The sequence below is a fragment of the Neorhizobium sp. R1-B genome, from assembly GCF_004368875.1.
In the GTDB taxonomy this organism is placed as follows: Bacteria; Pseudomonadota; Alphaproteobacteria; order Rhizobiales; family Rhizobiaceae; genus Neorhizobium; species Neorhizobium huautlense.
In genome coordinates, this window is sequence record NZ_SOEM01000006.1 from 22765 (window position 1) to 45740 (window position 22976).

At 60.6% G+C, this 22976-nt stretch carries 24 protein-coding genes and 1 pseudogene; 7 read left to right on the plus strand and 18 right to left on the minus strand.

All coding sequences use genetic code 11. The features are described 5' to 3' along the window. Positions 1-6: 6 nt before the first annotated feature. The 3 genes from EDE05_RS10650 to EDE05_RS10660 form a co-directional block, all read right to left on the minus strand. Positions 7-1002, minus strand: a complete 996-nt coding sequence (locus tag EDE05_RS10650) for a tripartite tricarboxylate transporter substrate-binding protein (protein WP_134100897.1) — start codon at positions 1000-1002, stop codon at positions 7-9. 61 nt (positions 1003-1063) lie between these two features. Further along, positions 1064-2485, minus strand: a complete 1422-nt coding sequence (locus tag EDE05_RS10655; protein WP_132411548.1) for a sensor histidine kinase — start codon at positions 2483-2485, stop codon at positions 1064-1066. Beyond that, a complete protein-coding gene (locus tag EDE05_RS10660) occupies positions 2482-3153 on the minus strand; it encodes a response regulator (RefSeq protein ID WP_134100901.1) in 672 nt (223 codons plus the stop codon). Before EDE05_RS10660 ends, EDE05_RS10655 begins: the two co-directional genes overlap by 4 nt. Before the next feature lie 363 nt (positions 3154-3516). Between EDE05_RS10660 and EDE05_RS10665 the strand changes: the two are divergent. Further along, a pseudogene (locus EDE05_RS10665) lies at positions 3517-4130 on the plus strand (class I SAM-dependent methyltransferase). Between the two features lie 238 nt (positions 4131-4368). On the opposite strand, the gene EDE05_RS10670 reads toward EDE05_RS10665, so the two are convergent. The 3 genes from EDE05_RS10670 to EDE05_RS10680 all read right to left on the minus strand — a co-directional run bounded on the left by EDE05_RS10670 (position 4369) and on the right by EDE05_RS10680 (position 7530). Beyond that, entirely contained in the window at positions 4369-4869 is a 501-nt protein-coding gene (locus tag EDE05_RS10670; RefSeq protein ID WP_134100905.1) for an SRPBCC family protein, read from the minus strand. A 558-nt stretch (positions 4870-5427) separates the two neighbouring features. Beyond that, on the minus strand, positions 5428-6621 hold the full coding sequence (locus tag EDE05_RS10675) for an IS91 family transposase (protein ID WP_134100910.1): 1194 nt from the start codon (positions 6619-6621) through the stop codon (positions 5428-5430). A 3-nt stretch (positions 6622-6624) separates the two neighbouring features. After that, entirely contained in the window at positions 6625-7530 is a 906-nt protein-coding gene (locus tag EDE05_RS10680; RefSeq protein WP_134100913.1) for a site-specific integrase, read from the minus strand. Positions 7531-7765: 235 nt separating this feature from the next. Between EDE05_RS10680 and arr the strand changes: the two genes are divergently transcribed. The 3 genes from arr to EDE05_RS10695 all read left to right on the plus strand — a co-directional run bounded on the left by arr (position 7766) and on the right by EDE05_RS10695 (position 9432). Continuing rightward, positions 7766-8188 (plus strand): NAD(+)--rifampin ADP-ribosyltransferase, encoded by a 423-nt coding sequence (gene arr, locus EDE05_RS10685; RefSeq protein WP_134100916.1) that lies wholly within the window; start codon positions 7766-7768, stop codon positions 8186-8188. A gap of 717 nt (positions 8189-8905) precedes the next feature. Next, positions 8906-9256, plus strand: coding sequence for a hypothetical protein (locus tag EDE05_RS10690; protein WP_134100919.1), 351 nt, complete (start codon positions 8906-8908; stop codon positions 9254-9256). Then, complete coding sequence (locus EDE05_RS10695) at positions 9229-9432, plus strand: dehydrogenase (RefSeq protein ID WP_105370829.1); 204 nt, start codon at positions 9229-9231, stop codon at positions 9430-9432. The genes EDE05_RS10690 and EDE05_RS10695 overlap by 28 nt, the downstream gene beginning before the upstream one ends. Before the next feature lie 303 nt (positions 9433-9735). Here the strand turns inward: EDE05_RS10695 and EDE05_RS10700 are convergent, their stop codons facing one another. From EDE05_RS10700 to EDE05_RS10745, 10 genes are all read right to left on the minus strand, one after another. Beyond that, on the minus strand, positions 9736-10566 hold the full coding sequence (locus EDE05_RS10700; protein WP_245519889.1) for a cation:proton antiporter: 831 nt from the start codon (positions 10564-10566) through the stop codon (positions 9736-9738). After that, positions 10563-11504: a 3-hydroxyacyl-CoA dehydrogenase NAD-binding domain-containing protein gene (locus EDE05_RS10705; protein ID WP_208325206.1), complete on the minus strand. Its 942-nt coding sequence runs from the start codon at positions 11502-11504 to the stop codon at positions 10563-10565. The genes EDE05_RS10700 and EDE05_RS10705 overlap by 4 nt, the downstream gene beginning before the upstream one ends. Positions 11505-11548: 44 nt before the next feature. Further along, complete coding sequence (locus EDE05_RS10710; protein WP_134100927.1) at positions 11549-11857, minus strand: hypothetical protein; 309 nt, start codon at positions 11855-11857, stop codon at positions 11549-11551. Between the two features lie 30 nt (positions 11858-11887). After that, the gene (locus tag EDE05_RS10715) at positions 11888-12823 is read right to left on the minus strand and encodes a 3-keto-5-aminohexanoate cleavage protein (RefSeq protein ID WP_105370831.1); all 936 of its coding nucleotides are present in this window, start codon (positions 12821-12823) and stop codon (positions 11888-11890) included. 20 nt (positions 12824-12843) lie between these two features. Then, positions 12844-13632 carry an SDR family oxidoreductase gene (locus EDE05_RS10720; protein WP_112800789.1) on the minus strand — a complete coding sequence of 263 codons (789 nt, stop codon included), beginning with the start codon at positions 13630-13632 and terminating at the stop codon, positions 12844-12846. 36 nt (positions 13633-13668) lie between these two features. Further along, positions 13669-14379 carry an ABC transporter ATP-binding protein gene (locus EDE05_RS10725; protein WP_105370833.1) on the minus strand — a complete coding sequence of 237 codons (711 nt, stop codon included), beginning with the start codon at positions 14377-14379 and terminating at the stop codon, positions 13669-13671. Continuing rightward, on the minus strand, positions 14376-15143 hold the full coding sequence (locus EDE05_RS10730) for an ABC transporter ATP-binding protein (protein WP_134100930.1): 768 nt from the start codon (positions 15141-15143) through the stop codon (positions 14376-14378). The genes EDE05_RS10725 and EDE05_RS10730 overlap by 4 nt, the downstream gene beginning before the upstream one ends. Then, the gene (locus tag EDE05_RS10735; protein ID WP_134100933.1) at positions 15140-16423 is read right to left on the minus strand and encodes a branched-chain amino acid ABC transporter permease; all 1284 of its coding nucleotides are present in this window, start codon (positions 16421-16423) and stop codon (positions 15140-15142) included. The genes EDE05_RS10730 and EDE05_RS10735 overlap by 4 nt, the downstream gene beginning before the upstream one ends. A 5-nt stretch (positions 16424-16428) precedes the next feature. Further along, the gene (locus EDE05_RS10740) at positions 16429-17370 is read right to left on the minus strand and encodes a branched-chain amino acid ABC transporter permease (protein ID WP_105370836.1); all 942 of its coding nucleotides are present in this window, start codon (positions 17368-17370) and stop codon (positions 16429-16431) included. 71 nt (positions 17371-17441) lie between these two features. Continuing rightward, entirely contained in the window at positions 17442-18674 is a 1233-nt protein-coding gene (locus EDE05_RS10745; RefSeq protein ID WP_134100937.1) for a branched-chain amino acid ABC transporter substrate-binding protein, read from the minus strand. Positions 18675-18940: 266 nt separating this feature from the next. On the opposite strand from EDE05_RS10745, the gene EDE05_RS10750 reads away from it, so the two are divergent. Beyond that, positions 18941-19666: a GntR family transcriptional regulator gene (locus EDE05_RS10750; RefSeq protein ID WP_134100940.1), complete on the plus strand. Its 726-nt coding sequence runs from the start codon at positions 18941-18943 to the stop codon at positions 19664-19666. A 361-nt stretch (positions 19667-20027) separates the two neighbouring features. Here EDE05_RS10750 and EDE05_RS10760 read toward each other — a convergent pair whose 3' ends face one another. Next, positions 20028-20465 (minus strand): nuclear transport factor 2 family protein, encoded by a 438-nt coding sequence (locus tag EDE05_RS10760; RefSeq protein ID WP_134100943.1) that lies wholly within the window; start codon positions 20463-20465, stop codon positions 20028-20030. A gap of 119 nt (positions 20466-20584) precedes the next feature. On the opposite strand from EDE05_RS10760, the gene EDE05_RS10765 reads away from it, so the two are divergent. After that, positions 20585-20941 (plus strand): helix-turn-helix domain-containing protein, encoded by a 357-nt coding sequence (locus EDE05_RS10765; protein ID WP_134100946.1) that lies wholly within the window; start codon positions 20585-20587, stop codon positions 20939-20941. Between the two features lie 159 nt (positions 20942-21100). Here EDE05_RS10765 and EDE05_RS10770 read toward each other — a convergent pair whose 3' ends face one another. Continuing rightward, a complete protein-coding gene (locus EDE05_RS10770) occupies positions 21101-21994 on the minus strand; it encodes a LysR family transcriptional regulator (protein ID WP_134100948.1) in 894 nt (297 codons plus the stop codon). Between the two features lie 101 nt (positions 21995-22095). Between EDE05_RS10770 and EDE05_RS10775 the strand changes: the two genes are divergently transcribed. Further along, entirely contained in the window at positions 22096-22911 is an 816-nt protein-coding gene (locus EDE05_RS10775) for an SDR family NAD(P)-dependent oxidoreductase (protein WP_134100951.1), read from the plus strand. The last annotated feature ends 65 nt before the right edge of the window (positions 22912-22976 follow it).

Consider the following 22976-nt stretch of genomic DNA (forward strand, 5'->3'; position numbering starts at 1 on the left):
GAGGCCTTATTTGGTCGTGGCGAGACCGAAGTCAGCGGCGAGCTTCTTGTATGACGCCACCTGTTTTTCCACGAACGCCTTCGTCTCCTCGCCCGTCATGGGAAGCGGGAAGAGGTTGCGCTTCTGAAGTTCCGCGGCGTAGTCGGGAGACTGCATCGTCTTGGCGAAAGCATCAGCCCACCACTTATAGTCCGCGTCGCTGACTTCAGGTCCGACATAGAACCCGCGGACGATGGGCCACTTGATGTCAAATCCCTGTTCGGTGGCCGTCGGCACCTGGGACAGCTTGCCTGGGAGCCTCTGCTCCGAGAAGATCGCAAGAAGCCTCAGCGGCGCGCCACCATCGATTGCTGCCTGGCTGTCACCCACGTCGTTCATGCAGACATGGACGTGTCCGCCCTGAAGTGCGGTTGCGCAATCCCCGCCGCCCTCGAACGCCACAAAGCGCATGGCTTTGTAGTCGATGCCTGCGGCACGCGCAGCCATCGCGGCCTTCATCCAGTCCTGGCTGCCTATCGTGCCACCGGCTCCGATGATGACAGACTTCGGGTCTTTTTTGATGGCAGCCATCAGGTCCGTCAGCGACTTGTATTCGCTGCTGTCCTGGACGACGACAGCGCCGTAGTCGGTGCCGACGCTGGCGACCCAGCGAACGTCTTTTTCAGAATATGCCCCGAACTTGCCCTGGGCGAGGTTCAGGAGCGATCCGGCGGAGAATGCCACGACGACATTTGGTTCGTCACGGCGCTGTCCGACGATCGCGTTGTAGGCAACCGCGCCAATGCCGCCCGGCATGTACGAGACGCGCATCGGGGACTTGATCGCGCCCGACTGCTGAAGCGTCGCCTGGGCGAGCTTGCAGGTGATGTCGAAACCTCCGCCCGGCTGCGCTGGTGCGATGCATTCTGGGTTCTTCGGCTCTGCTTGCGCGAAAGTCGGAGCAACGGAAACGGCTGTGATAGAAATGGCGGCGGCGAGCGCGGCGCGAGATGCAATTGTCATAGATGATCCTCCAGATGACGAACGCAGACCTCCTATCTGCGAAGCTCGCCATATATCCGCCTCAAGCTTTCAACTGGCTTTCAGTTGCCAAAGGCAGGCGGAGCGAGACGACAAGGCCTCTGCGGTCCGACCTGTTCCTCACCTGCATCGACCCGCCGCTGGCGCGGGCGACGGTTAGCGCGATCGCCAGCCCGAGACCGCTCCCGCTCGTAGCCTTTTGACCGCTGCGAAAGCGCATACCGGCGTAGGCAAGTTCCTCCTCTTCCATTCCCGGACCTTCGTCCATTACCTCCACGACAGCCGCGGCGTCTTCTCGCCAAAGCGTCACCGTCACGAGGCTGGTTTCAGGGGCGTATTTGATCGAGTTGTCCAGGATGTTCATCATCGCCTCCTGAAGGAAGCCCTCGTTGGCGCGGACGATCAGCCTCTGACCGGAAGACTCGACGATGCAGTCCATTTGGCGACTACGTATACGCGGCCACAGCATGCGGACGACTTCTGCGACCGACTCGGCGACGTCGATAGAAGCTTGGGGGTATGTCTCCGTGCCTTGTGACGTCCGCGCCTTGGCAAGCGCAAGAAGCTGGTTTGTCGTGCGGATTGAGCGATCCAGCACGAGTTTGGACGACTGCAGCGCAGTACGGACCTCATCGGGGTTCGACTGGTGCAGCGCGTAGTCGATCTGGGTGCGTAGGATCGTCATCGGCGTCCTGAGTTGATGTGAAGCGTCATCAAGAAATCGCCGCTGTTGTTGGGCTTGCTCTACGTTTCTGGCCATCAAACGGTTCATCGCCTCGACTGCCGGCCGAACCTCCTTGGGCAGATCAGCGACCTCAAGAGGTTTCAACTCGTCAGGCTCCCGAGCGTCGATGGCTTCCCGCAGCCTGTTCAGTGGCTTCAGCGCCATGTAGACGCCGACGCCTATTAACGTACCAAGGACCGCAACAACGAGGACGTCGCGCAGGATGGCGCGCATCATCAACTCGTTCTGGAAGGTGGTGCGCGACAGCTTCGTCTCGGCGACCTGGATCGTGATCTGAGTCCCCTCAGGTCTAGCAGGATCGAGCGGACGAGAGAGCGCTCCAACCCGGATGACTTCGCCAAAGTAGTCGCCGTCATGGAAACGGAGCTGACCCGGTTCAAGGTTCGGCGTCTCCGGTAAAAGCACGTCCCCGATCTGCACCAGCCCATCGCTCGTGGAGACGTTGAAGTAGACCTTGCCCTGTGCCGTGAGCTGGAAGAACTCGAAGAGGTTATAGGGAAGCTCAACCCCGACCCCACCGCTTTCCGTGGAGATGTTGGCGTCGATCGCCCTAACGGCTCCGGCGAGAGACCGGTCGTAGGCGCTGTCGGCCATCTCCTGGACGGTCGTCGCGCTGAACCAGAGCGTCGACGCCATCGCAAGGACGATTGCCGGAACAATCCACACCCCAAGGGTGACCGCTAGAGGACGTCCGGGGTTAGAGGTGCTCGTGGCGCTCATGTCGCGCCCGCTTCAAGCACGTAGCCAAGGCCACGAAGCGTCCTGATTTGGACGGAGTGAGAGAGCTTTTTCCTAAGACGGTGAGCGATGACCTCGATTGCCTCGAGGTGGATGTCGGCGTCGTAGGAGAACATCCTGTCGACGATCTTCTGCTTCGACATCGGCTCTCCCGCGTGCTGTACGAGGATGCGCAGGAGCGAGTGCTCGCGAGGCGAAAGGTCCAGCGGCTCGCCGTTCAACGTAAAGCGCTGCTCGGCGGAATAGTAGGTCAGCTCACCACAGGAGAACGTTCCTGCATTTCGCCCATGGACCCGACGCACCAGCGCCACTAGCCTTGCCTCCAACTCCTCAATCGCGAACGGCTTGGCCAGGAAGTCGTCCGCACCTTCATGCAGCGTCCCAATCCTTTCAGGTAAAGTGTCGCGAGCAGTCAGGACGAGTGCAGGTGTCGTGTCTCCGCGGCTGCGCATGGCCGAAAGGACTGCGCGTCCGTCCATCTTCGGCAGCCCGAGGTCCAGGATGACCGCGTCGAATTCCTCTTGCCGTAATCGTTGATCCGCCAGTGCGCCGTCATCAGCCCATTCGATCATGAAGGCATATCGTTGCTTCAGGGCCTTGATCAGCCACTGCGCGAGCTCTGCGTCGTCTTCGACCAAAAGAAGTTTCAAGCGTCTGGTCCCGGTTTATCACTAATCATCTGTAGCCTGAAAACACGTTTGCTGAAAAATGGAAACCGGAACACCACGAGGAGAGTAAGGTGGCATGACCGCAATTGGCGCACCGGGGGACGCCAAGTCGCAGCGAGCGATGTCTGCTTTCAGGTGCGCGCCGGGACGACTTTTATGATTGAGATGAGGGCGCATTGCCGCCCGGCAGCATGGAATTCGGTCGGTGGTGCTTCTGGATCGCGTTGCAAATAATCTTGGGAGCAATTCGCCCGCGATGGCATGAACTGACGAAGTGCGGAAGTCGCAACCGACTGATGGGCCTCTCGCCTATCGGGCCGGTTGTCTTGAAGGAGGAGGGCCACGATGAGCACAGACAGGGATACCGTGCGGTCCTATGATGCGGTCGCAGCCGAGTATGCTGCCGAGGCGGCGGCGATGCCCGAATGGGTGGCGACTGAGATTGATGTGTTCGTGACCGCGCTGGGTGGCTCGAGATCGGAAGCGGGGGCGGGCGAGATGCACTGGCGCTTGAGAAGCGGGGGATTAGCGTCCGGCGCACCGACATTTCGAAGGGTTTCGTCGAATTGCTTCGCGCGAGCGGCTACGAGGCCGATCTGTTGGACCCGCTGATCGACGATCTGGCCGACCCGCAGCGTCCCGGCGCGCCGTATGACGGGATCTGGGCCTGCGCTTGCCTGATTCACGTCGCGCGCGAGGATTTCGGCACGGTGCTTGGACGGCTTGCCGAGGCAACCAGGAGCGGCGGCCGGCTGCACGCATCGGTGAGAGAGGGCGACGGCGAGGATGTATCCACACACGGCCGCGATGCAGCGGTGCGGCACTATGTCGAGACCTACTGGCGAGAGCCTTCCCTGCGGTCCGCGATCAGGGACGCCGGCTGGATCGTCAGCGATATACGGCGGTGCATGGGAAGGCCGGACGATTGGTGGCTGAGCGTTCAGGCGAGCCGAGCGTAGTACACAGATCGGCGGGAATGGCGGTCGTGGCGCGACTGAAAATTTTTGGTGGTCGCCCAAATGTCTGCTTCGGGGCGACGGCCAAGATCGCCTCTATGGCAGTTAAGGCGATTTGGAGACGGCCTCAGGCCCCTGCGGGTGATGAAGCCCACCTTGAGCAGGCATCGCCGGCAGGAACAGTCGTTAGAAGAGGTCGCTGAGGGAGGTCGGTGTATAGAGGCAGGTTTCCCGACCCGCGCTACCTTTCAGAGCTGAAAAGCAATTTTTCAAGCTGGTCCAATTGTTCCGGCAATGCGGCCGCACTGCCCTGCAGTGCATCCTCGAGCGCTTCCGTTGACGGGTAGATTTCGCGGAAGGTCAGCAGCGTCGTCCCGCCCTGATCTTCGAAAGTCACGGTCGTGACTGCGCCCTCATCCCCTTCATCATTGGTCCAGACAATGCGCTCATTTGGCACGACCTCGAGATACCTGCCGTAAAAGGCCATCGTTCGCGAGCCGCCGGCGCCGAATTCCAGCCGATATTTGCCGCCGGTACGGACGTCCATGTCGCACGACACGAGCGAGACACCGGGTGCCGACTTGGGCACCCACCAGCGTTGGAAGCGCGCGGGCTGGCTCCACGCCCTGAACACCGTGCTCGGCGGCGCATTGATTATCCGTGTCACAACGAGTTCGCGGTCTCCTCTACGCTCGACCGACGTGCGGTTTCGGGCACCATCTATATTATTCATTTGCTCCATCTGGTTTCTCCTCGATCGGCGGACGAGCCTTTTTCTGGCCGCTCGTGATGATGACGTTCGGCGGAGACGGAATCCGACGCGCCGATGCGAAAAAATCGGCATTGCAAGGCGACGTTCTTCAGGGTTCTATGACTGCCAATCAGGATTTCCACGTCGACGTCATGTCTGCTTGCGGGCGTCCGGATGCCGTCGAAACCTATCTTGATTGACGTCTGTTTTCGAGAAAATGCCGCGGCAGGCCCTACGACACATATGGTGAAGGGTTTCGGGTGCCGTCAGGCGTACGAAAGCCTCTCATGCAGGAACCCGCGGTCGGCATATATTCTCTGAGCTATGGGGTTTTCTGGATTGTCGCTTCCAGCGGGCGTCCAATCGCAGCGACAGTTGCCAGTCCCGGCGCTTCGAGGGTGGGGCTTGCAGATATACTTCTCCGGATTTTCGGAGTGAAAGAGAGCGCGTTTGCCGCGCTGAATGCCCTCGCCATAGGCACTGGCACAGACCTCCCCGTTGGCCTGCTCTGCTTCGAGTAGACCATATGAATGGATCGGCCATGCCGGGTCATGACGCACTCTCCCAGTTCGTTTTTGCCTGGTCTGGTGGTCCACGCGGTTGCCGCCAGCGCTTGAGCACTTCGATGACGACCATGCGTCCACCACAGCATGGGCATGGCGGCCGGATGTCGGTCGGTTCGTCGTCCGCCTCGTCAGGGGGCGGCGGGGCAGCGTTGAGGAGTTCGCGGGCACGAGCGATGCTCATCTTTCGAGAACCGCCGGCGAGCAGGCCGTAATGCCGGATGCGGTGGAAGCCGCGCGGCAAGACATGGAGCAGGAAGCGACGGATGAACTCGTCGACCGCGAGCGTCATGACCTGCTGCCGATCGCAGCCGTCACGGCGATAATCCTTGTAGTGGAAGGTGACGTCCGTTTCGTCGAACGCGATCAGGCGACTGTTCGAGATGGCGACCCGGTGCGTGTAGCGCGACAGATAGGCAAGCACGGCTTCCGGCCCCGCAAAGGGCGGCTTGGCATAAACGATCCAGCGCTTCCTGCGGACTGGCAAAAGGTATCGTCCAAATGCCTGCCGATCAGCGAGATGCGCAAGTGCACCGAAGAAGCCGAGCCGCCCGGCATCGTGCAGAGCGACCAGCCGGGCAAGGAACAGCCGTCGAAACAGTTTGCCGAGTACGCGTACGGGAAGCAGGAAAGCCGGTCGCGATGATATCCATCGGCTGCCGTCTGGCGTGATCCCGCCGCCCGGAACGATCATGTGGACATGCGGATGGTGCGTCATCGCCGATCCCCATGTGTGGAGCACGGCGGTGATGCCAATACGCGCGCCGAGATACTTGCGATCGGCCGCGATGGTCAGCATTGTCTCGGATGCGGCCTTAAAGAGCAGATCGTAAACCAGCACCTTGTTGTAGAAGGCAATGGCGGCGACTTCGGCTGGCAATGTGAAGACGACGTGAAAGTATCCGACAGGCAGGAGATCAGCCTCCCGTTCGGCAAGCCATGTGCGTGCAGCGGCGCCCTGGCACTTCGGGCAGTGCCGGTTGCGGCAGGAATTGTAGGCGATGCGCCACTGGCCACAGTCCTCACAGGCCTCGACATGTCCGCCCAGTGCCGCTGTGCGGCAGTGCTCGACAGCCGACATAACCTTGAGCTGGCTCAAGCTGAGATGCCCCGTATGGGCGTTCCGATAGTTCGGCCCGGCAGCACGAAAGATATCGGCGACCTCGATCGAGGTACGCATGGTTCAGCCGTCGGGCGTTTTGCCTTCCATCAGCGCCATCAAACGATCAAGAGGTCCGGCGACCGCGTGAATGGTTCGGGTGGAGACCTTGGCATAGAGAGCCGTCGTCTCCAGCTTGCTATGACCGAGCAGAACCTGGATGACACGGATATCGGTGCCATCCTCCAGAAGATGGGTGGCAAAGCTGTGCCTCAAGGTATGCGGACTGACGCGCTTGTGGATGCCGGCAACATCGGCAGCTTCCTGAACCGCGCGATGAAGTTGCCGCGACGAGATCGGATCGGTGCGGCTACGCCCCGGAAACAGCCAGCCGTGAGGCAGCATCACGCCGCGCCGCTTTCCTTCGCGCCACCAAAGCCGCAGCAGTTCGAGGAGCTGCGGAGAAAGCATGGCATTGCGATCCTTGCGTCCCTTGCCTTGTTCAACCCGGATCAGCATGCGTTTGGAGTCGATGTCATCGACCTTGAGATGGGCGACCTCGGAGACGCGCAAGCCCGCACCATAGGCCACACCGAGGGCGGCCTTGTATTTGATGCCAGGTGCCGCCTCCAGTAACCGGGCAGCTTCCTCAATACTGAGCACATCCGGTAGCTTGCGCGGATTGCGCGTTATCACCAGGGCGCGCGCCAGATCCCGCCGCTTCAGCGTCACCGTGAACAGAAAGCGTAGCGCCGAAACCGTGCTGTTGATCGTCGCAGGACCTACGCCGTTCTCATGCTGATGCAACTGGAAACGTCGTATGTCCTCGACCGTCGCGGTGTCGGGGGCACGCCCAAGAAACGTAGCGAAGCGCCGGACGTGACGGATGTAGTCCTGCCGAGTGTGGGATCCCAACCCTCGCATCAGCATGTCTTCCTGCATGCGCTGGCGGAGCGGTGTGGTCGGGGCATCGTGTTGAAAGCTGGCCATTGAACGTTCCTCTCGTTGAAGGGAACGTCATGGTCAGGCAACACCAACAGCCCGCCTAGACCTTCAGATAATCATGCGAAACTCGCCGCGCACTCCCTCCCGCGAAGCGGGTTCGTGCTTGGGCGCGCTGAGCGACAGAAGCGGAATTCTTCACGGCGCTTTATAACCACATTGCGGATGGTGGCGCCGCTTAGCGAACCGACTACAAGCAGATCGTAAAATAAGGACAGTCACGATGACCACAGCGCCGGACGACGGGCCCTTCTTTCATGGCACAATCGCGGATTTGAGCATGGGCGACGTCCTCACCGCGGGATACCCCTCGAACTATCGTCCCGAAGTGGTGATGAACCATATCTACTTCACTGCCATGGTGGACGGCGCCGGGCTCGCCGCTGAAATCGCGGCTGAACTCAAGGGAGGCGGCGCGGTCCCGCGTGTGTACATCGTAGAGCCGGCTGGAACATTCGAGGACGACCCGAACGTGACTGACAAGAAATTTCCCGGCAACCCCACGCGGTCGTATCGTAGCAGCGCACCACTCAAGGTTATCGGCGAAATCACCCAGTGGACGCGATTGACGCCTGAGGCACTACAAATGTGGAGAGAGCGACTAACCTCGCTGCGCCCGGACCAACGGGGCGGGATCATCAACTGACGCGAGGCAACACGCATTGCCTGCTGATTCCGAGCTTTGCTGCTTAAAGAAAGATTAGGTCTTTTCGCCCGCGCTGTACAGACAGGTCCGGTAAGCAGAAATGCAGTTCAGAGGAAAACGCGCAACCGGTTCAACGGCCGACATGCGGGCGCAAGACAGCCTCGGATCCTCGAAAGCAAAGCCCAGGTTGTAGCAAGATCGCGAATAGTGGCAAAAGGAAGAGGCGCATGTGCTTCTGGAATCAACGGTGATTTGCAACTAATCGGATTGCACATCCACGTTAGTGGTTGCTTAACCGCGATGCGCGCGCTTGGACGGCCTCAACAAGGCTGAAGGAGAATCCTCATTGACTCCTTGGCCAACAAGAACATAATGAGAACATATGGGCCGCGATGAAGGCGGTCATCCACATATTGTCAACAGATATATAACGCGCTTCGGGGCGATGGAGAAATCATGTCCAAACTTGATAGGGCCCTAAAATGATCCGGTTTGCACCCGCCTCTGGGCCTGTGGAAGCAGAACCGGTCAGTGCTCCGCTCGCGGCGATCAAACCGGTCGAGAGGCCTCCCGTACTGGAGCTAAGCGAACCGGTCGCTGCGCCTCGGCGGCAAGTTGCGAAACCGCGCGCGAGCAAAAAAAAGCCGGCGCCGCCCGCTGAAGGCGCGCCGCAATTGGCTCTGGATCCTTAGCCGGTCGAAGACGAGAGGAGCAATCATGCCCATGGAAATCGATGATGGAACCCGGCACCTCGGCGCACCGATCTGCGCTGCCTGTGGCGGTGGATTGAAGTACGACGGCGGAAATCCGTCACCGGAAGACATCGTGACTTGCGACAACCCGAAATGTGGGAGAAGCGCGACCTATGCCGAAGTCGCGGAGGACTGCGAGGCTTGGTATGCGGAATACATGGACGTCCACATGCAGCAGATGGCGCTGGGAGGAATGACCGCCGCGGTGCCGGCGAGCTGGAAGCCTCGGCGAAAGTACCGGTTTGTCATGAAAATCGTAGGTGTCGGCAAGGAGGAGGATTTCGCGTCATGCAATCCAGTCCGGCTGAACTACTGAGCGAACAACCTGAAACGGACGTCGAGGTGGTGCTGGCTTGGCACGACGGTGACGCAAGGGCAGCGATCGAGACGTTGCTTGAGGATTGCCGGCACCTGCGCCAGCAACTGGCTTTGACGGAAGCATCGAGCAGCGCGGGGTTTACCCGAGGCTGGCGACCGACATACGAGCGTTAATCGGTGCCAAGCGTCGAATAGAAGGGGCATTCGCACCCCTATCGGGAAAACCAGATCCCTCGGTTGATGCGATGGCACCTGAGGGCAGTGGTTTTCCGCGCGCACATTGGCGGCTGCAGCGCAATAATTGTCAATCCCCTTGGTTGCAAGAAGAGCCTCTTGGGATCTGCGAAGTATTGTCGACTTATGTCTCTAAAGTCGTCCCTGATTAGCCGGGCAGCTGCAGTCCTGACGGAGGTATGCCCTCGGCATCGGGGTCTCGGCCTTGGCTGCGGTCGAGCTGCCGCATGATCGGGGTTACGGTCAGTCCGTGGAGGAGGACTGATAGGAGCACCACCAAGCCAACGATGGCCCAAAGGCGTTCCCCGCCTTCGATGGCATATTGTTAAGGCCATAGGCGAGGTAGCAGAACGAGCCAACGCCGCGAATGCCGAAGAAGGAGAGCGTCAGCTTCTCTCTCCGTGCCGCCTCCAACCCAAGTAAGCCGATCCATCCTGCTACCGGCCGAATAACTAGAAGGACGATGACTGAGACCATAACATCCATGAATCGAAGTGGCGCAAGCAAGCCATTGACCAGTGCTCCACCAAAGAGCACGAGCAAAATCATCATCGCGAGGCGCTCGATCTGCTCGGTTACGTCGTGCATCTCACGATGAAAATCGTGCTCCCTATGAGAATGACGGATCGTAAGCGCGGTGATGAACACTGCCAAGAAGCCGTAACACTCAATCATTTCTGTGTGGCCGTAGGACACGAATGTGGCAGCGATGGCAATTAAGCCGTCGCCCGTCTGAGCTAGCTTCGTATCAGCCGGAATCAGAAAGGTGAGCCAGCCGAAGATGCAGCCGATCAGCCAGCCGCCCAACACGCCGGCACCGACTTCCCACAAAACATTATGTGCGATCCAGGTTCCCAACCAAGGCTCGCCATCGGCAGCTGAGAGGCTGATTGCAATGGCGAGATTCACGAAGGGAAAAGCTAACCCATCGTTCAATCCCGCCTCAGATGTAAGGCCAAATCGAACCTCATCTTCCTGCCCGCTCTTGGGGGGCCCGACCTGAACGTCGGCGGCAAGAACCGGATCGGTCGGTGCTAAGCTGGCACCAACGAACGCCGGCTGAGGGCCAATCAACGCAGATGACCTTTCTGTTGCCGCATCGCCAGTATCCGGCGCAGCCTTGCGTCACGTTCCCGAACCGAGGCCTCCACCGGGACGTTCTCGTATCCAAGTTCCACGGCCGTCGTCACTCGCTTTTGCAGAGCCTCATCTAGCATTGGCGTCCCGAGTTCGCGCCAGAGCTTGTCCTGCATCGGTGTGAACATGTCCCAGAACCCCTGCATACCTCGGTCGCCGCCCGCGAGACGGTAGGTGAGCAACGGCCCCATCAAGGCCCACCGCAGACCGGGTCCCTCGATGACGGCCCGGTCGATGTCCTCGGCCGAGGCGACCCCACTGTCGAGCAGGTGGATTGCCTCGCGGAAGATGGCTGCCTGCAGCCGGTTAGCGACGTGCCCGTAGATTTCCTTCTTCAGCCGAATCGTCGTCTTGCCCAGGCGTTTGTAAAATCGCTCGGCCTTCTCGAGTGCAGTTTCCTCCGTCATTGCCCCGCCGACGACTTCGACCAGCGGAACCAGATGCGGCGGGTTGAAGGGGTGACCAAGCACCACCCGTTCTGGATGGGCGCAGGCACTCTGCATGTCGCTGACAGAAATTGCGGATGAACTGGACGCGATTACTACCCCCGGAGAGGTTGCAGCATCGATCCGGCTCATCAGCTCGACCTTCTCTTCCACTCTTTCGATCGCGTTTTCCTGCACAAAGTCTGTTCCTCGGCATGCCTCGGAGAGATCTGCGGCAAACGTCAGGGAGCCACGCATTTTCTTTTCAAGCAAGGTGTCGGGAAGAGAAGACCAGCATCGCTCTATTGCGAGCTCCAGCTCGTTTTGAGCTCCTTCGCGAATGTCGGTCGCGACGACATCCAGCCCGTGAGCCAAAAAAAGGCACGTCCAGCTGGCGCCGATGAGTCCAGTCCCCACCACGGTCACCGTTGTGATGTCTTCGGTGTTCAAGGCAATGCTCCTGCTCTGGCCGTCAATTCAAGCCGGTCGGTCGGTCAGGCAGATTTCCCAAGACAGAAGGAAATCTCGCTGCTCTCTCCGTTGCAGCGACGGGCAAAATCGACCGTGCAGATGAAGCAAGCCGCCTTGTCGAAACCCCTTAGAATACCGAGCGACCGAGAAATCACCGCTTGTCCGCCTGCCGTCCGGATCTCCCCTACCACCGACGGTGCCGCCGCTCCGGCACCCCGTCCTGCCCTGCCAGATCGTTGACGGTTGGCGAGGGCGAACGCTCCGGCGCGGGCAAGTGCCAGCGCAGGGCAGCGCCGGAGGATCGACGATCGCCGCGCGACCGTCCAGGTCATTCCACATAGGTCGTCTCCCTTCTGCTGCCGCTAGAACTGCACACTGTCGCCCCCCTTCAAGGCGAGCATCTCGCGGGCATCAGCCGGAGTGGCGATCTCCAGCCCCAGTCCCTCGAGGACCTGCCGGATGCGGCGCACCTGGACAGCATTGGAGGTTGCGAGTTTCCCCGGGCCATCCCAAAGGGAATCCTCCAGCCCGACGCGAACATTGCCGCCCATGGCAGCCGCCATCGTCGTGACGGGAAGCTGATGGCGCCCGGCCCCCAGGACGGACCAGACATAGTCATCTCCAAACAGCCGGTCGGCCGTGCGCTTCATGTGCGAAACATCATCCGGATGGGTGCCGATGCCCCCAAGAATGCCGAACACCGTCTGGATGAACAGCGGACCCCTGACCAACCCCCGGTCGCGGAAATGCGCTAGATTGTAGAGGTGGCTGGTGTCATAGCATTCGAACTCGAAGCGCGTGCCGTTACCGCCGCAATTCTCCAGTATGTGCTCGATATCCTTGAACGTGTTCCTGAACACGGTGTCGCGGGTCTTCTCCAGATATGCCGGCTCCCAGTCGTGCTGGAAGTTTTCGTAGCGGCCGAGCATGGGGTAGAGACCGAAGTTCATCGATCCCATGTTGAGAGACGCGACTTCGGGAGCAAACCTCAGTGCCGGCTGCAGGCGCTCTTCCACGGTCATGGTGGGGCTTCCGCCGGTGGTCAGATTCAACACCGCGTCTGTCGCCTGCTTGATCCGTGGCAGGAAGCGCGCGAAGGCTTGAGGATCTTGGGTCGGCCGGCCATCTTCCGGGTTACGGGCATGCAAGTGCAGGATTGCCGCACCGGCTTCGGCCGCTTCTATGGCATTTGCGGCGATCTGGTCCGGGGTGACAGGCAAGTGCGCAGACATGCTCGGCGTGTGGATACCGCCTGTGATGGCACAGGTGATGATGACCTTGCGGGATGATCGAGCCATAGTCTTGTGCTTCCTTGCTTTCAGATGTTTTCGACGTTGCCGCAGACGCTGATGGCTTGCCCGGAGATATTGGCGCCACCGGGCGAGGCTAGAAAGAGCGCCATGGCGGCGACATCCTCCGGCTCCACCATGCGGCGCAGCGAGATGTTGGAGAGATACTGCGCCTCCATCTCCTCGTAGCTGAGACCGGAGGCTGCGGCGCGCTCGCGAATGACGCTTTCGATGCGAGCACCCCGCACGATGCCCGGCAAAATGGCGTTCACCCGGATGCCGTCCGGACCCATCTCCTTCGCCAGGCTCTGGGTCAGCCCGACAATGCCCCATTTCGCAGCCGAATAGGGGGTACGAAGTGCATAACCCAACCGCCCCGCCACGGATGAAATGTTGATGATCGACCCGGCGTCGCTGGCGCGCAGCAGCGGTGCAGCCCGCCGCACCACCAGGAATTGGCCCATCAGGTCGATATCGAGGGTGCGGCGGATGTCGTTGACGGATAGCTCGTCGATCGCGCCGGTCGGTCCAGCAATGCCGGCGTTGTTGATCAGCACATCCAAATCGCCGAGCTTCGCCGCGGTCGCGACCAGAAGCGCGTCGACCTGGGCCTCGTCAGAGATGTCGGCTTTTAGGACGGCGACCTCCGGATGATCTTGCGCAAAACATCGAAGAGCCTCTTCGTCGACGTCACAAATCAGCACCTTCGCCTCGGCTTCCAGGAAGCCGCGGGCGATCGCGGCGCCGATGCCGGAAGCACCGGCAGTCACCAGAACCCGAAGACCGGGGCGCGGGCTCATCCGCTTGATCATGTTCATTTGCTGTCCACTTACTTGCATGCGGGCGATGCTGCCTCAGGCCACTTCGAGCCAGTTGCGCCTTACGTCAGGATGAGCGTCCAGCTCTTCGGGCGTGCCCTTGAAGACGAGCTCGCCGTGGCCCATGACCATCACCTGCCGTGCGACCTTGAGCGCGATTGTCAGTTTTTGCTCGACCAGCACCACCGCCACACCGCGGCGTCCGATATCGAGGATCACCTCCATCACTACCTCAACGATCTTGGGTGCCAGACCTTCGGTCGGCTCATCGATCAGCAGTACGCGGGGGTTGCCCAGCAGGGAGCGGCAAATCGTCAGCATCTGCTGTTCACCGCCCGACAGATAGCCGGCCCGGATCGCGCGCCGTTCCTTCAGGCGCGGGAAATAGTCGTACATTTCATCGACCGACCAACGATGTGCGCCGGGCGCTCCTTTTTGCACACCCATGGTGAGGTTTTCCTCGACCGTGAGGTTGGGAAAAACCAGCCGCTCCTCGGGCACGTAGCCGATCCCCTGGCGGCAGATGTCGAAGGGTCGCTGCCCGGCCAGTTGAACCCCATCCAGCGTTACCGTCCCGCCGCTCGGCGGCACCAGACCCATCATCGCCTTCAACAGGGTCGAGCGGCCGGAACCGTTTCGACCCAATAGGGATACGACTGACGATTCCGGCACCTCCAGATCGATGCCGTGCAGGATGTGGCTTTTGCCGTAATGGGCGTGCAGTCCCTTTACCTGGAGTAGACTCATGACGCCTCCTGACCCAGATAGGCTTCCTGCACCTCTCGGTTGGCGCTGATGCGCGCCGGCGTATCGGTTGCAAGGATGTTGCCGTAGACGAGTACCGAAACCCGATCGCAAAGGCTGAAAACTACGCTCATGTCGTGCTCGACCATCAGCAGGGTCTTGCCTTCTGTGACGGAGCGGATCAGTTCCACCGCCTGAGCTGTCTCCTCGCGCGACATGCCGGCGGTCGGTTCGTCCAAAAGGATGACGTCCGCGCCGGTGGTCAGCGTCATGCCGATCTCGAGCGCCCGCTGCTCCGAATAGGTCAGATCGCCTGCAAGGTCGTGGGCGCGAGCCTCAAGCCCCACCCGGGCCAGCGCCTCAGCCGCTTCCTCGTTCACCTGCCGCATCCGCGCAATCCGGCGAAACAAGCCGTACCGTACGCCATGGCGGGCAAGGACGCCGATGCGCAGGTTCTCGAACACGCTCAGACGATGGAAGATGTTGGTGATCTGGAACGAGCGTGCCAGCCCTCCCCTGTTGATGCGATGCGGCGCCAGACCGCCGATGCTTTGGCCGTTGAGCATGATTTCGCCGGACGACGGCGCGAACATGCCCGAAATCAGGTTGAAGAGTGTGGATTTGCCGGCACCATTGGGTCCGATCACCGCATGCCGATCGCCCCGTCTGACGTCGAGTTCCAGCCCCTTGATGACCTCGATCGGGCCGAACGACTTGGTAACGCGCGACAGCCTTAGTGCCGGCTGGTCGTTAATCGGGGCGATCATGTTGCACCTCCCAGTACAGCGACGTCTGCCGTGACTTGCCTACTCTCGTCCATCCTTCCCCAGAGCGCATCGATACGCCGTCTGGCACGAACCATCACGGCGACACCGCAGACCAGGAGGATCAGCGGGAGGAGCCAGGTGAGAGGGCTCACCGGCCGCCATTCGATGCCGAAGAGCGGATAGGACGGCAAGCCGCCGGCTGTAGCCTGCCTCGCCATTGCATATTCCTCGCCGAAGAGAATCGAGACGGTTTCGGTCATGAAGACCACGCCGGCGGCCACCAGCACGCCACCAAGGATCGCGACGAGATAGGGACCTGCGAGCCGCGACCAGTCCAGCTGGCGACGATGGCGAATGTGGTGTTGCAAGACGCCGCCAATTCCCGCAGGTGCATAGAGCATCACCAGCACGAAGATCAGCCCCTGGTAAAAGACCCAGGATCGCGTGACGTCCGAAAGCAGAAACGAGAACAGGGTGAAGGCTGCAGCGCCGATGACGGGGCCGAAGAATATTGTCGACCCGCCGACGAAGGTCTGCAGGACCACCTGCGCCGAAACATCGCTAGCAAACAGGGAATAGTTCGCCGTCTCGTTCGAGATTGCCAAGAGCGCGCCCGCCACACCCGTGAACATCGCCGAGATCGCGAATATGATCACCTTTGATGAATGGGCGTTGTAACCGAGGAACCTTACACGCTGTTCGTTGTCACGCAGGGCAAGCGTCAGACGCCCGAAGGGGGTGTGGGTGTAGGACCAGAGAGCGAGACCGCAAAGCACCACCCACGCCAAGGTCAGGTAATAGACTTCCAGCGTGGAGCCGAAAATGATCCCGCTCCAGGGCATCCGCATAGAGGACACACCCGCTTCGCCGCCGAAAAGGTCCTCCAGCCGCGGCGCCAGCGAATGGAAGAGCTCGGCGATCGCGAGCGTGACCAGGGCGAAGTAGACGCCCGAACGCATTGTGGCGAAGTAGCCGGCGATGAGCCCGATAATGAGGCCGATCGCAGCGCCCGCAAGCGGAACGAGCGGCGTCGGGAAGGGAAAGCCGTCATCGATCGCAATCATCAGATGAAGTGCTGCGAAGGCGCCCAGTCCGAAATAGGCGGCATGGCCGAAGGAAAGCAGCCCCGCCTGGCCGATGAGCAGATTGAACGCCAAGGCAAAGAGGCTTGCGATCAGCACGTTGACCAGCGCGTTCTGCCAGGCAATCCCCATGAACGGAGGGATGACGATCAGCAGGACCAGCAGGGCGATGGGAAGAAAAAGTTTACGCATCGGCATCCTCTCTAGTTGCGCTCGCCCATGAGACCTGCCGGGCGGACCAACAGGACGATCAGCATCAGAGCAAACGGGATCGTCGCACTGACCGAGGAGAGCTCCAGTGTCATCAGTCCACCAAAGGAGCGCGCCCACTCGCCCAGGCCTACCAGCGAGAAGAGGGTCGCCAGCGACCAGTCGAGGCCGACGGCAAACGAGGAGAAAAGCCCGATCAGAAGTGACGCAACGAGCGATCCCTTCAGTGACCCGAGGCCGCCGACGACCACGACGACGAAGACAATAACGCCGAGCTCCAGCCCCATGTTGGGATTGGTCGGGTAGAAGGCTCCGGCCACCGCTCCGGCAAGCCCGGCCAGTGCGGCACCCGTCGCGAACACGAACATGAAGACCATCGGGATGTTGTGCCCTAGTGCCTCGGCCATGGCCGGAAGCCGCTCCGCCGCCCGCACGATGATCCCCGTACGGGTGCGGGTCAGAAGCAACCAGAGCGCCGTGAACATCACGATCGCCACGCCGCCGATGAAGAGCCGGTAGAAGGGATAGTCTGCGCCGAATATCTGGAAGGCTGAAAAGCGCATTTCGGCGGGCATCTGGTAGTTCACGGGGAAGTCGCCGAAGCAGAGCTTGATGAGCTCCTCGATGATCAGTGCCAGGCCGAAGGTCAGCAAGAGTTCATGCGCGTGGCCATGGGCATGCACGCGCGGCAAGAGAAAACGTTCAACCGCCATGCCCGTCACGCCAACGAAGATCGGCGCGACGATGATGGCGGCCCAGAAGCCGAAGACGGAGGACACCGCATAGGCGACATAAGCGCCCAGCATGTAGAACGACGCATGGGCAAAGTTTAGCACGCCCATCATGCCGAAGATGAGCGTCAGACCGGCGGAAACCATGAACAACAACAGTCCATAGGTCACGCCGTTCAACGTGGAGATGATCGCGAATTCCATGAGTGTTCCGGGAGCTGACGGTCAGGATGCTGGTCCGTGTCTGGTACGGACCAGCGTTCGATGACGGGGGCCTATTCGGCCGGGCGTTCCATCTTGCAGCTGTCCTGCACCGAGTTGATTGCCTTGTCGCCGGCAATGACCTTCACCGTTTCGAAGCCCATGTTCGTGCCATCGGCAGGATACTTGGGATTTTCCACGACCTTGGAGACAACTACGGGGCGGATCGTCTGGTGATCCTCCTTGCGGACCGAGATCGGGCCGATCGGGCTCTCGTAGGTGGTGTTTTCCAGCGCCAGCGCGATCTTCGTCGCATCAATGTCGCCGCCGCCGAAATCGACGGTCCCCAGCGCCTGTCGCAGGGCACCAAGCGCGAAGGCGGTGTGGCCTTCAACGAAGATCGGATAATGGCCCGTCGCCGCCTTGTAGCTTTCGGCGAATTTACCGTCCGTCGCGGCGTTGTCATAGTTGTTGGCGATATAGTGGCCGATCGCCGTCTTGCCGGCGTTGGCGATATTGCCGGGTTGATCGAGGAAAGCCGTGGCGAATGTGACATCGAGCCCCGCATCGCCTGCCGCCTTCATCAGCAGCAGGAGGTCGTTTGACCAATTCCCAGTGAAGACGGTGTCCGGAGCCGCAGACCTGATCCGCGCGACGAAGGGCGCGAAGTCCTGGATCTTGTTGACGTCGTGGAGAACCTCGTCGACCACCGTGTAGCCGCCCTCTGCTGCCGCTGCCTCGACGGCTGCCTGCATGTCCTGGCCCCAGGAATAATTCTGGTTGATCGAATAAACCTTGTCGCCGAGGTCCCCCGACTCCTTCATCGCGCTGACAAGCGCGTTCACCCGCATCGGAGCGGTCGTGGTGTAGCGGAAGTGGTAGAACTGGCACTTGTTGCCCGTCAGTTCCATGGCCTCGCCGCCCAGGTTGATGAAGATCACTTCCTTGCCGGGATTGCGGATGTTGTGCTTGCGCACGTCCTCGGTGAGCTGACCGGCAATGGCCGAGGAAGCGCCTTGGAAGATGATGTCGACGCCGTCCGCTACGGCCTGGCGAAATTTGTCGGCCGCTTCGGGCGAACCGCCGGCGTTGTCGTATTCCGTGACGGTGACGGGCTCGCCGTTGAAACCGCCCGTATCGTTGATGCGATCGACACCATATTTGACGGCATTGGCGTAAAGGCGACCCGTCGACGTCTGGGCGCCAGAAAGGCTCTCGACAATGCCAATCTTCAATGGCTCGGCGTGAAGTGCAGTAGCGCTGAATGCGGCTGCAGCCGAAATCGCGCTCATGACGAGACTTCTCATATTCTTCTCCTCCCGAATGTCTGTCCGTGTGCCGCACCGTTCAGCGTCGATCGCCAAGGGTCCTCCTGAGGCACTGCAGGCATGTAATCACACACGTCCCGATGTGTAAAGCCTTGAGATATGTGATCACACATCTCACAGCCGCGGCAATATTGCTTTTTGTTGTGAACTCCGCCGATTGAACGTAGAACGACTGATGGCTTGGAGGTCGCGCGGGCGTCCGAGCACCCCAACACTGATTCAACGACCTAGCGAGGCCAGAGGACGTGAACACTTTCGATCCGACAATAAGAAGCCAGCGAACGCTGGTGCCGGTCGATGTGTCGACAGTGCAGGATCGGGTCTACCAGAGCCTTCGGCTTGGTCTGCTCAAGGGAGAATTTCTTCCAGGCGAGCAGGTTTCCATTCGCGCCCTCGCGGAAGTATTCGGAACAAGCCCAATGCCGGTGCGTGAGGCGGTGGCACGGCTGATTGCGGAACGGGCCATCGAGCAATCCGGGCCGCGGACGCTTCGGGTTGCGCCCTATCTTGCCTCCGATCACGAGAACTACATTCGCGTGCGCATGCAGCTGGAAGGTTATGCGGCCGAGCGGGCGGCAAGCGCGCCGAAGAACCCGGCTTTGACCGATGCGCTGAGGCGCCATAACGACAGCATCCAGGAGGCCCTTGAGGTCCGCGACTTCGACGCTGCACTCGCTGGCAACCAGGCGTTCCATTTCGAGCTCTATCGTGCCGGCGGCTATCCGCAACTGCTCGACATCATCTCAACCCTCTGGCTTCGCACCGGCCCGATCGTAGCGTCTGCGCGCAAGGATGAGGGGCTCTTCTATCGGATCTTCAATAACGGCGTTCAAATCCACAGCAACGCTATCGAGGCGATTTCCCAGCGGGACCGAGCGGCAGCACGCCACGCGATCAACCTCGACATCCGGTCGTCCCACCTGTCGATCCGACGCTTCTATCAACGTGCGTCCGCGGAGGCAGGACATTGAGTCCCTGACCCGCGCAAGGCCTGCGCGGGTAGGTTTCAGCAATCGGGCACCAGGAACAGGCTCCCGGATTGAAAAATGCGTGGCCACTATGATCTGAGCGCTAGCTGATTCCCGAATTGCATCAAGAAGGCGAAGCAGTTCCAGTTGACTCGTTGGGAAAGCGCGCTTTCCGGCTCGTTCCGGCACCCAAAGGCGCTTCAGATATGGGGCGGCAGGCCCGTCAATTTGTCTTTCGCATCGCAGATACAGGCGCGAGACAATCGTCAAGAGTTCATGACTTGAGAAACGCGGCGCCCCGGGACTGGCCTTGCCGAAGAAATTGAATCGGCAGGGAGTGTCAACAAATCAGTCTCTCCGCCTATCAAGCTGCCGTGTCGCTACCCGCAAGACCCAACTGGCGCTGCAGGATGGAGGCTGCGTTGTAGCAGTGAAAGGAGACGACCTTTCCATCCCGCAGGTGAAAGACATCGCAGCAAGGAACATCGATGGTTCTCTCGGTGGGAGCGATTGGGCCATTTGGCGTCACCAATGCTCCTTTGTGCGTGCCGCGAATGGCAAGCTCGACCACGATCACATTTTCCATCGCGTAGATGTTGAAGAGCTCTCGGTGAATATCTGGAAAGGCCTGAGCCATGCCGCCGGCGACCATGGCGATATCCTTGCCGCGGAACTCCATGTTGGTCGGGATATCCCGCACATAGGCATCCCCGGAGAAGAAGGAGACGAACTTGCCGACATCCAGTCCGTCTCCCTCTGCTGCAGCGTATAGCTCTTTGATCATTTGGATATCGTCTCTCATTGACAGCTCCTCGTAATGTTTCCGGCTATCCCGACCTCTGGCGGCGGGCGACGGAAGACATGTAGACACCCACTTGCTCGATGGGTAGAACATACCAAAAGGTAAGCGCGAGGTTTTTGATGGACGGACCGAGCACCCAATGTGGCCTTGACGTTTCGCTGGCGGTTATCGGCGGCAAGTGGAAGCCTTTGATCCTTTACCATCTCCAGGATGGCCCTACTCGATTTTCCGAGATCAGAAGGCGGGTCGGAGGCATCAGCGAAAAAGTGCTGATCCAGCAATTACGGGAGTTGGTCGCAATGACCGTTCTGGTACGCCACGATCACCACCAGGTGCCTCCGGTGGTCGATTACGCGCTGACGCCGTTCGGGGAAACGCTCGTTGAGGCGCTGGTTCCGCTCTGCGAATGGGGAAATCGGAACCGAGCTGAGGTAGCGGACACGCTGCAGCAGTCGTCGAAGGCAGCATCCGTGTGAAGCGCGGATGGGGAGGCTAGGAAGCTTTCGCGACGCTCTGGCGAGAACTGCTGTCTGCGCAGCGACGTCAGACCTTCGAGTACGAGCCGGATTGGCAACAACTGGTCCTACCGACGGCGGTCGAATTCTGAGGAACTACTCCCAACGGCCAGCCACCGTCTATTTTTCTTTCCATCCTCGAAGCGTCTCCTTGAACAGTTCAAAGGCCGCTGTGCCCCGCCGGTCGGGGTAATAGAGATGGTAACCTGGAAAGGGCTCGCACCACGGCTCCAGAAGGCGGATGAGACGACCGTCGACAATTGGCGTCGCGACCAGATCCTCCAGAATGTAGAGGACACCGAAACCCTCAACGGCGGCGGCGACAAGCAGGTCGCCGTCGTTAAACACCGGCCCCCGACCCGGCACGACCGTCACCGCGCGACCATCGCGCTCGAATAGCCAGGGAGACAGCTCGCCATGAGCGTCGCCGTAGGCTATGCAACGATGCGCCGTAAGGTCGGAAGGCTCGATAGGCGCCGGATGGTCGCTCAGGTAGCCGGGAGCAGCCACCACCGCGACGCGAAGGGGTGGCCCGATCGCCAGCGCGATCATGTCCTTCTCCAAACGCTCGCCGAGTCGGATACCCGCGTCGTAGCGGCCAGCAACGATGTCTGTCATCCCGCTCTCCACGCGTACCTCAACTTCGATGCCGGGGTGGTGGCGCATGAAGGACGGGAGCATCGGCCACAGCACCGTGTCGGCGGCATGTTTGCCCGTCGTTATCCGGATGGTGCCGATCGCCGCTCCCCGTGCCTGGGACAGCGCCTCGATCTCGTCGTCCAACCCGGCCAGTGCCGGCGACAGGGTTGCGAGCAGGCGCTCACCGGCAGCAGTCGGGGCGACGCTGCGTGTCGTGCGAGAGAGGAGGCGAAAACCCAGTTGGCCCTCCAGCCGCTTCATGGTCTGGCTCAACGCTGACTGCGTGACGCCGAGCCGCCTTGCGGCGCGCGTGAAGCTGCGCTCCGAGGCAATAGCCGCGAAGACTGCAAGGTCGCTGAGCTGATCCGGCCGCATTGATAATCCCTGCTACTGGGGTCCATTACTTATTAGCGAGTTATCACGATATATTACCAACCCTACATAGCTGATGACGCTCAAGGAAGAGAGGAACGGCTATGGCTAGGGTTTGGTTGGTGACGGGCGCAAGCCGGGGACTGGGACGCGAGATCATGCGTGCGGCACTCGATGCGGGCGAAACGGTGGTGGCAACGGCGCGGTCCGCTGATGCAGTGCGCGATGGCTTTGAGGTTTACCAGGATCGCCTGCACCCCGTCGCGCTCGATATCACCGACGCCGAGGCAGCGAAGTCGGTCGCTGCGGAAACTGTAAAGCGGTTTGGTAAAATCGACGTGCTGGTCAACAATGCCGGATATGCCGAACTGGGTTTCTTCGAGACCTTCACGGAAGCCGCTGTGCGGCGTCAGTTCGAGGTAAACCTGTTCGGCACGATGAACGTCGCGCGCGCGGTCGTCCCCCACATGCGCAAGCGTCGCTCAGGCCTCATCGTCACAATCTCATCGGTTAGCGGACTGGTCTCCAACGCTGGAGGGTCGGTATACTCCGCGTCGAAATTCGCGGTCGAGGGCTGGATGGAGGGCTTTGCGCAGGAGCTTGCCCCGTTTGGTGTCCGCTCGCTCCTGGTCGAGCCGGGGATGCTGCGAACCGACTTCATGGACGGCAAGTCCGCGAGCTTCGGCAGCATCCTCATTCCAGACTATGCCGAGGCAGTCGCCCGGTATCGATCGTTCGTGGACGGGGCAAACGGCAACCAGCCGAACGACCCGAAGCTGCTTGCCGCACGAATTGTGGAGCTCGCTTCACAAGACAAGGCACCGGCGCGCCTCATCTTTGGCGAGGATGCCCAGCAGTGGGCCAGTGAGAAGGTGGACAAGTTGCGAGAGGAGCTCGCTCAGTCCGCCGATCGCGGCTGACAGCCCAAACGCGGCGCCGGCGAGGATGGGTTTGCTCGGCTCCGGCGGCTGTACGAAGAATATTC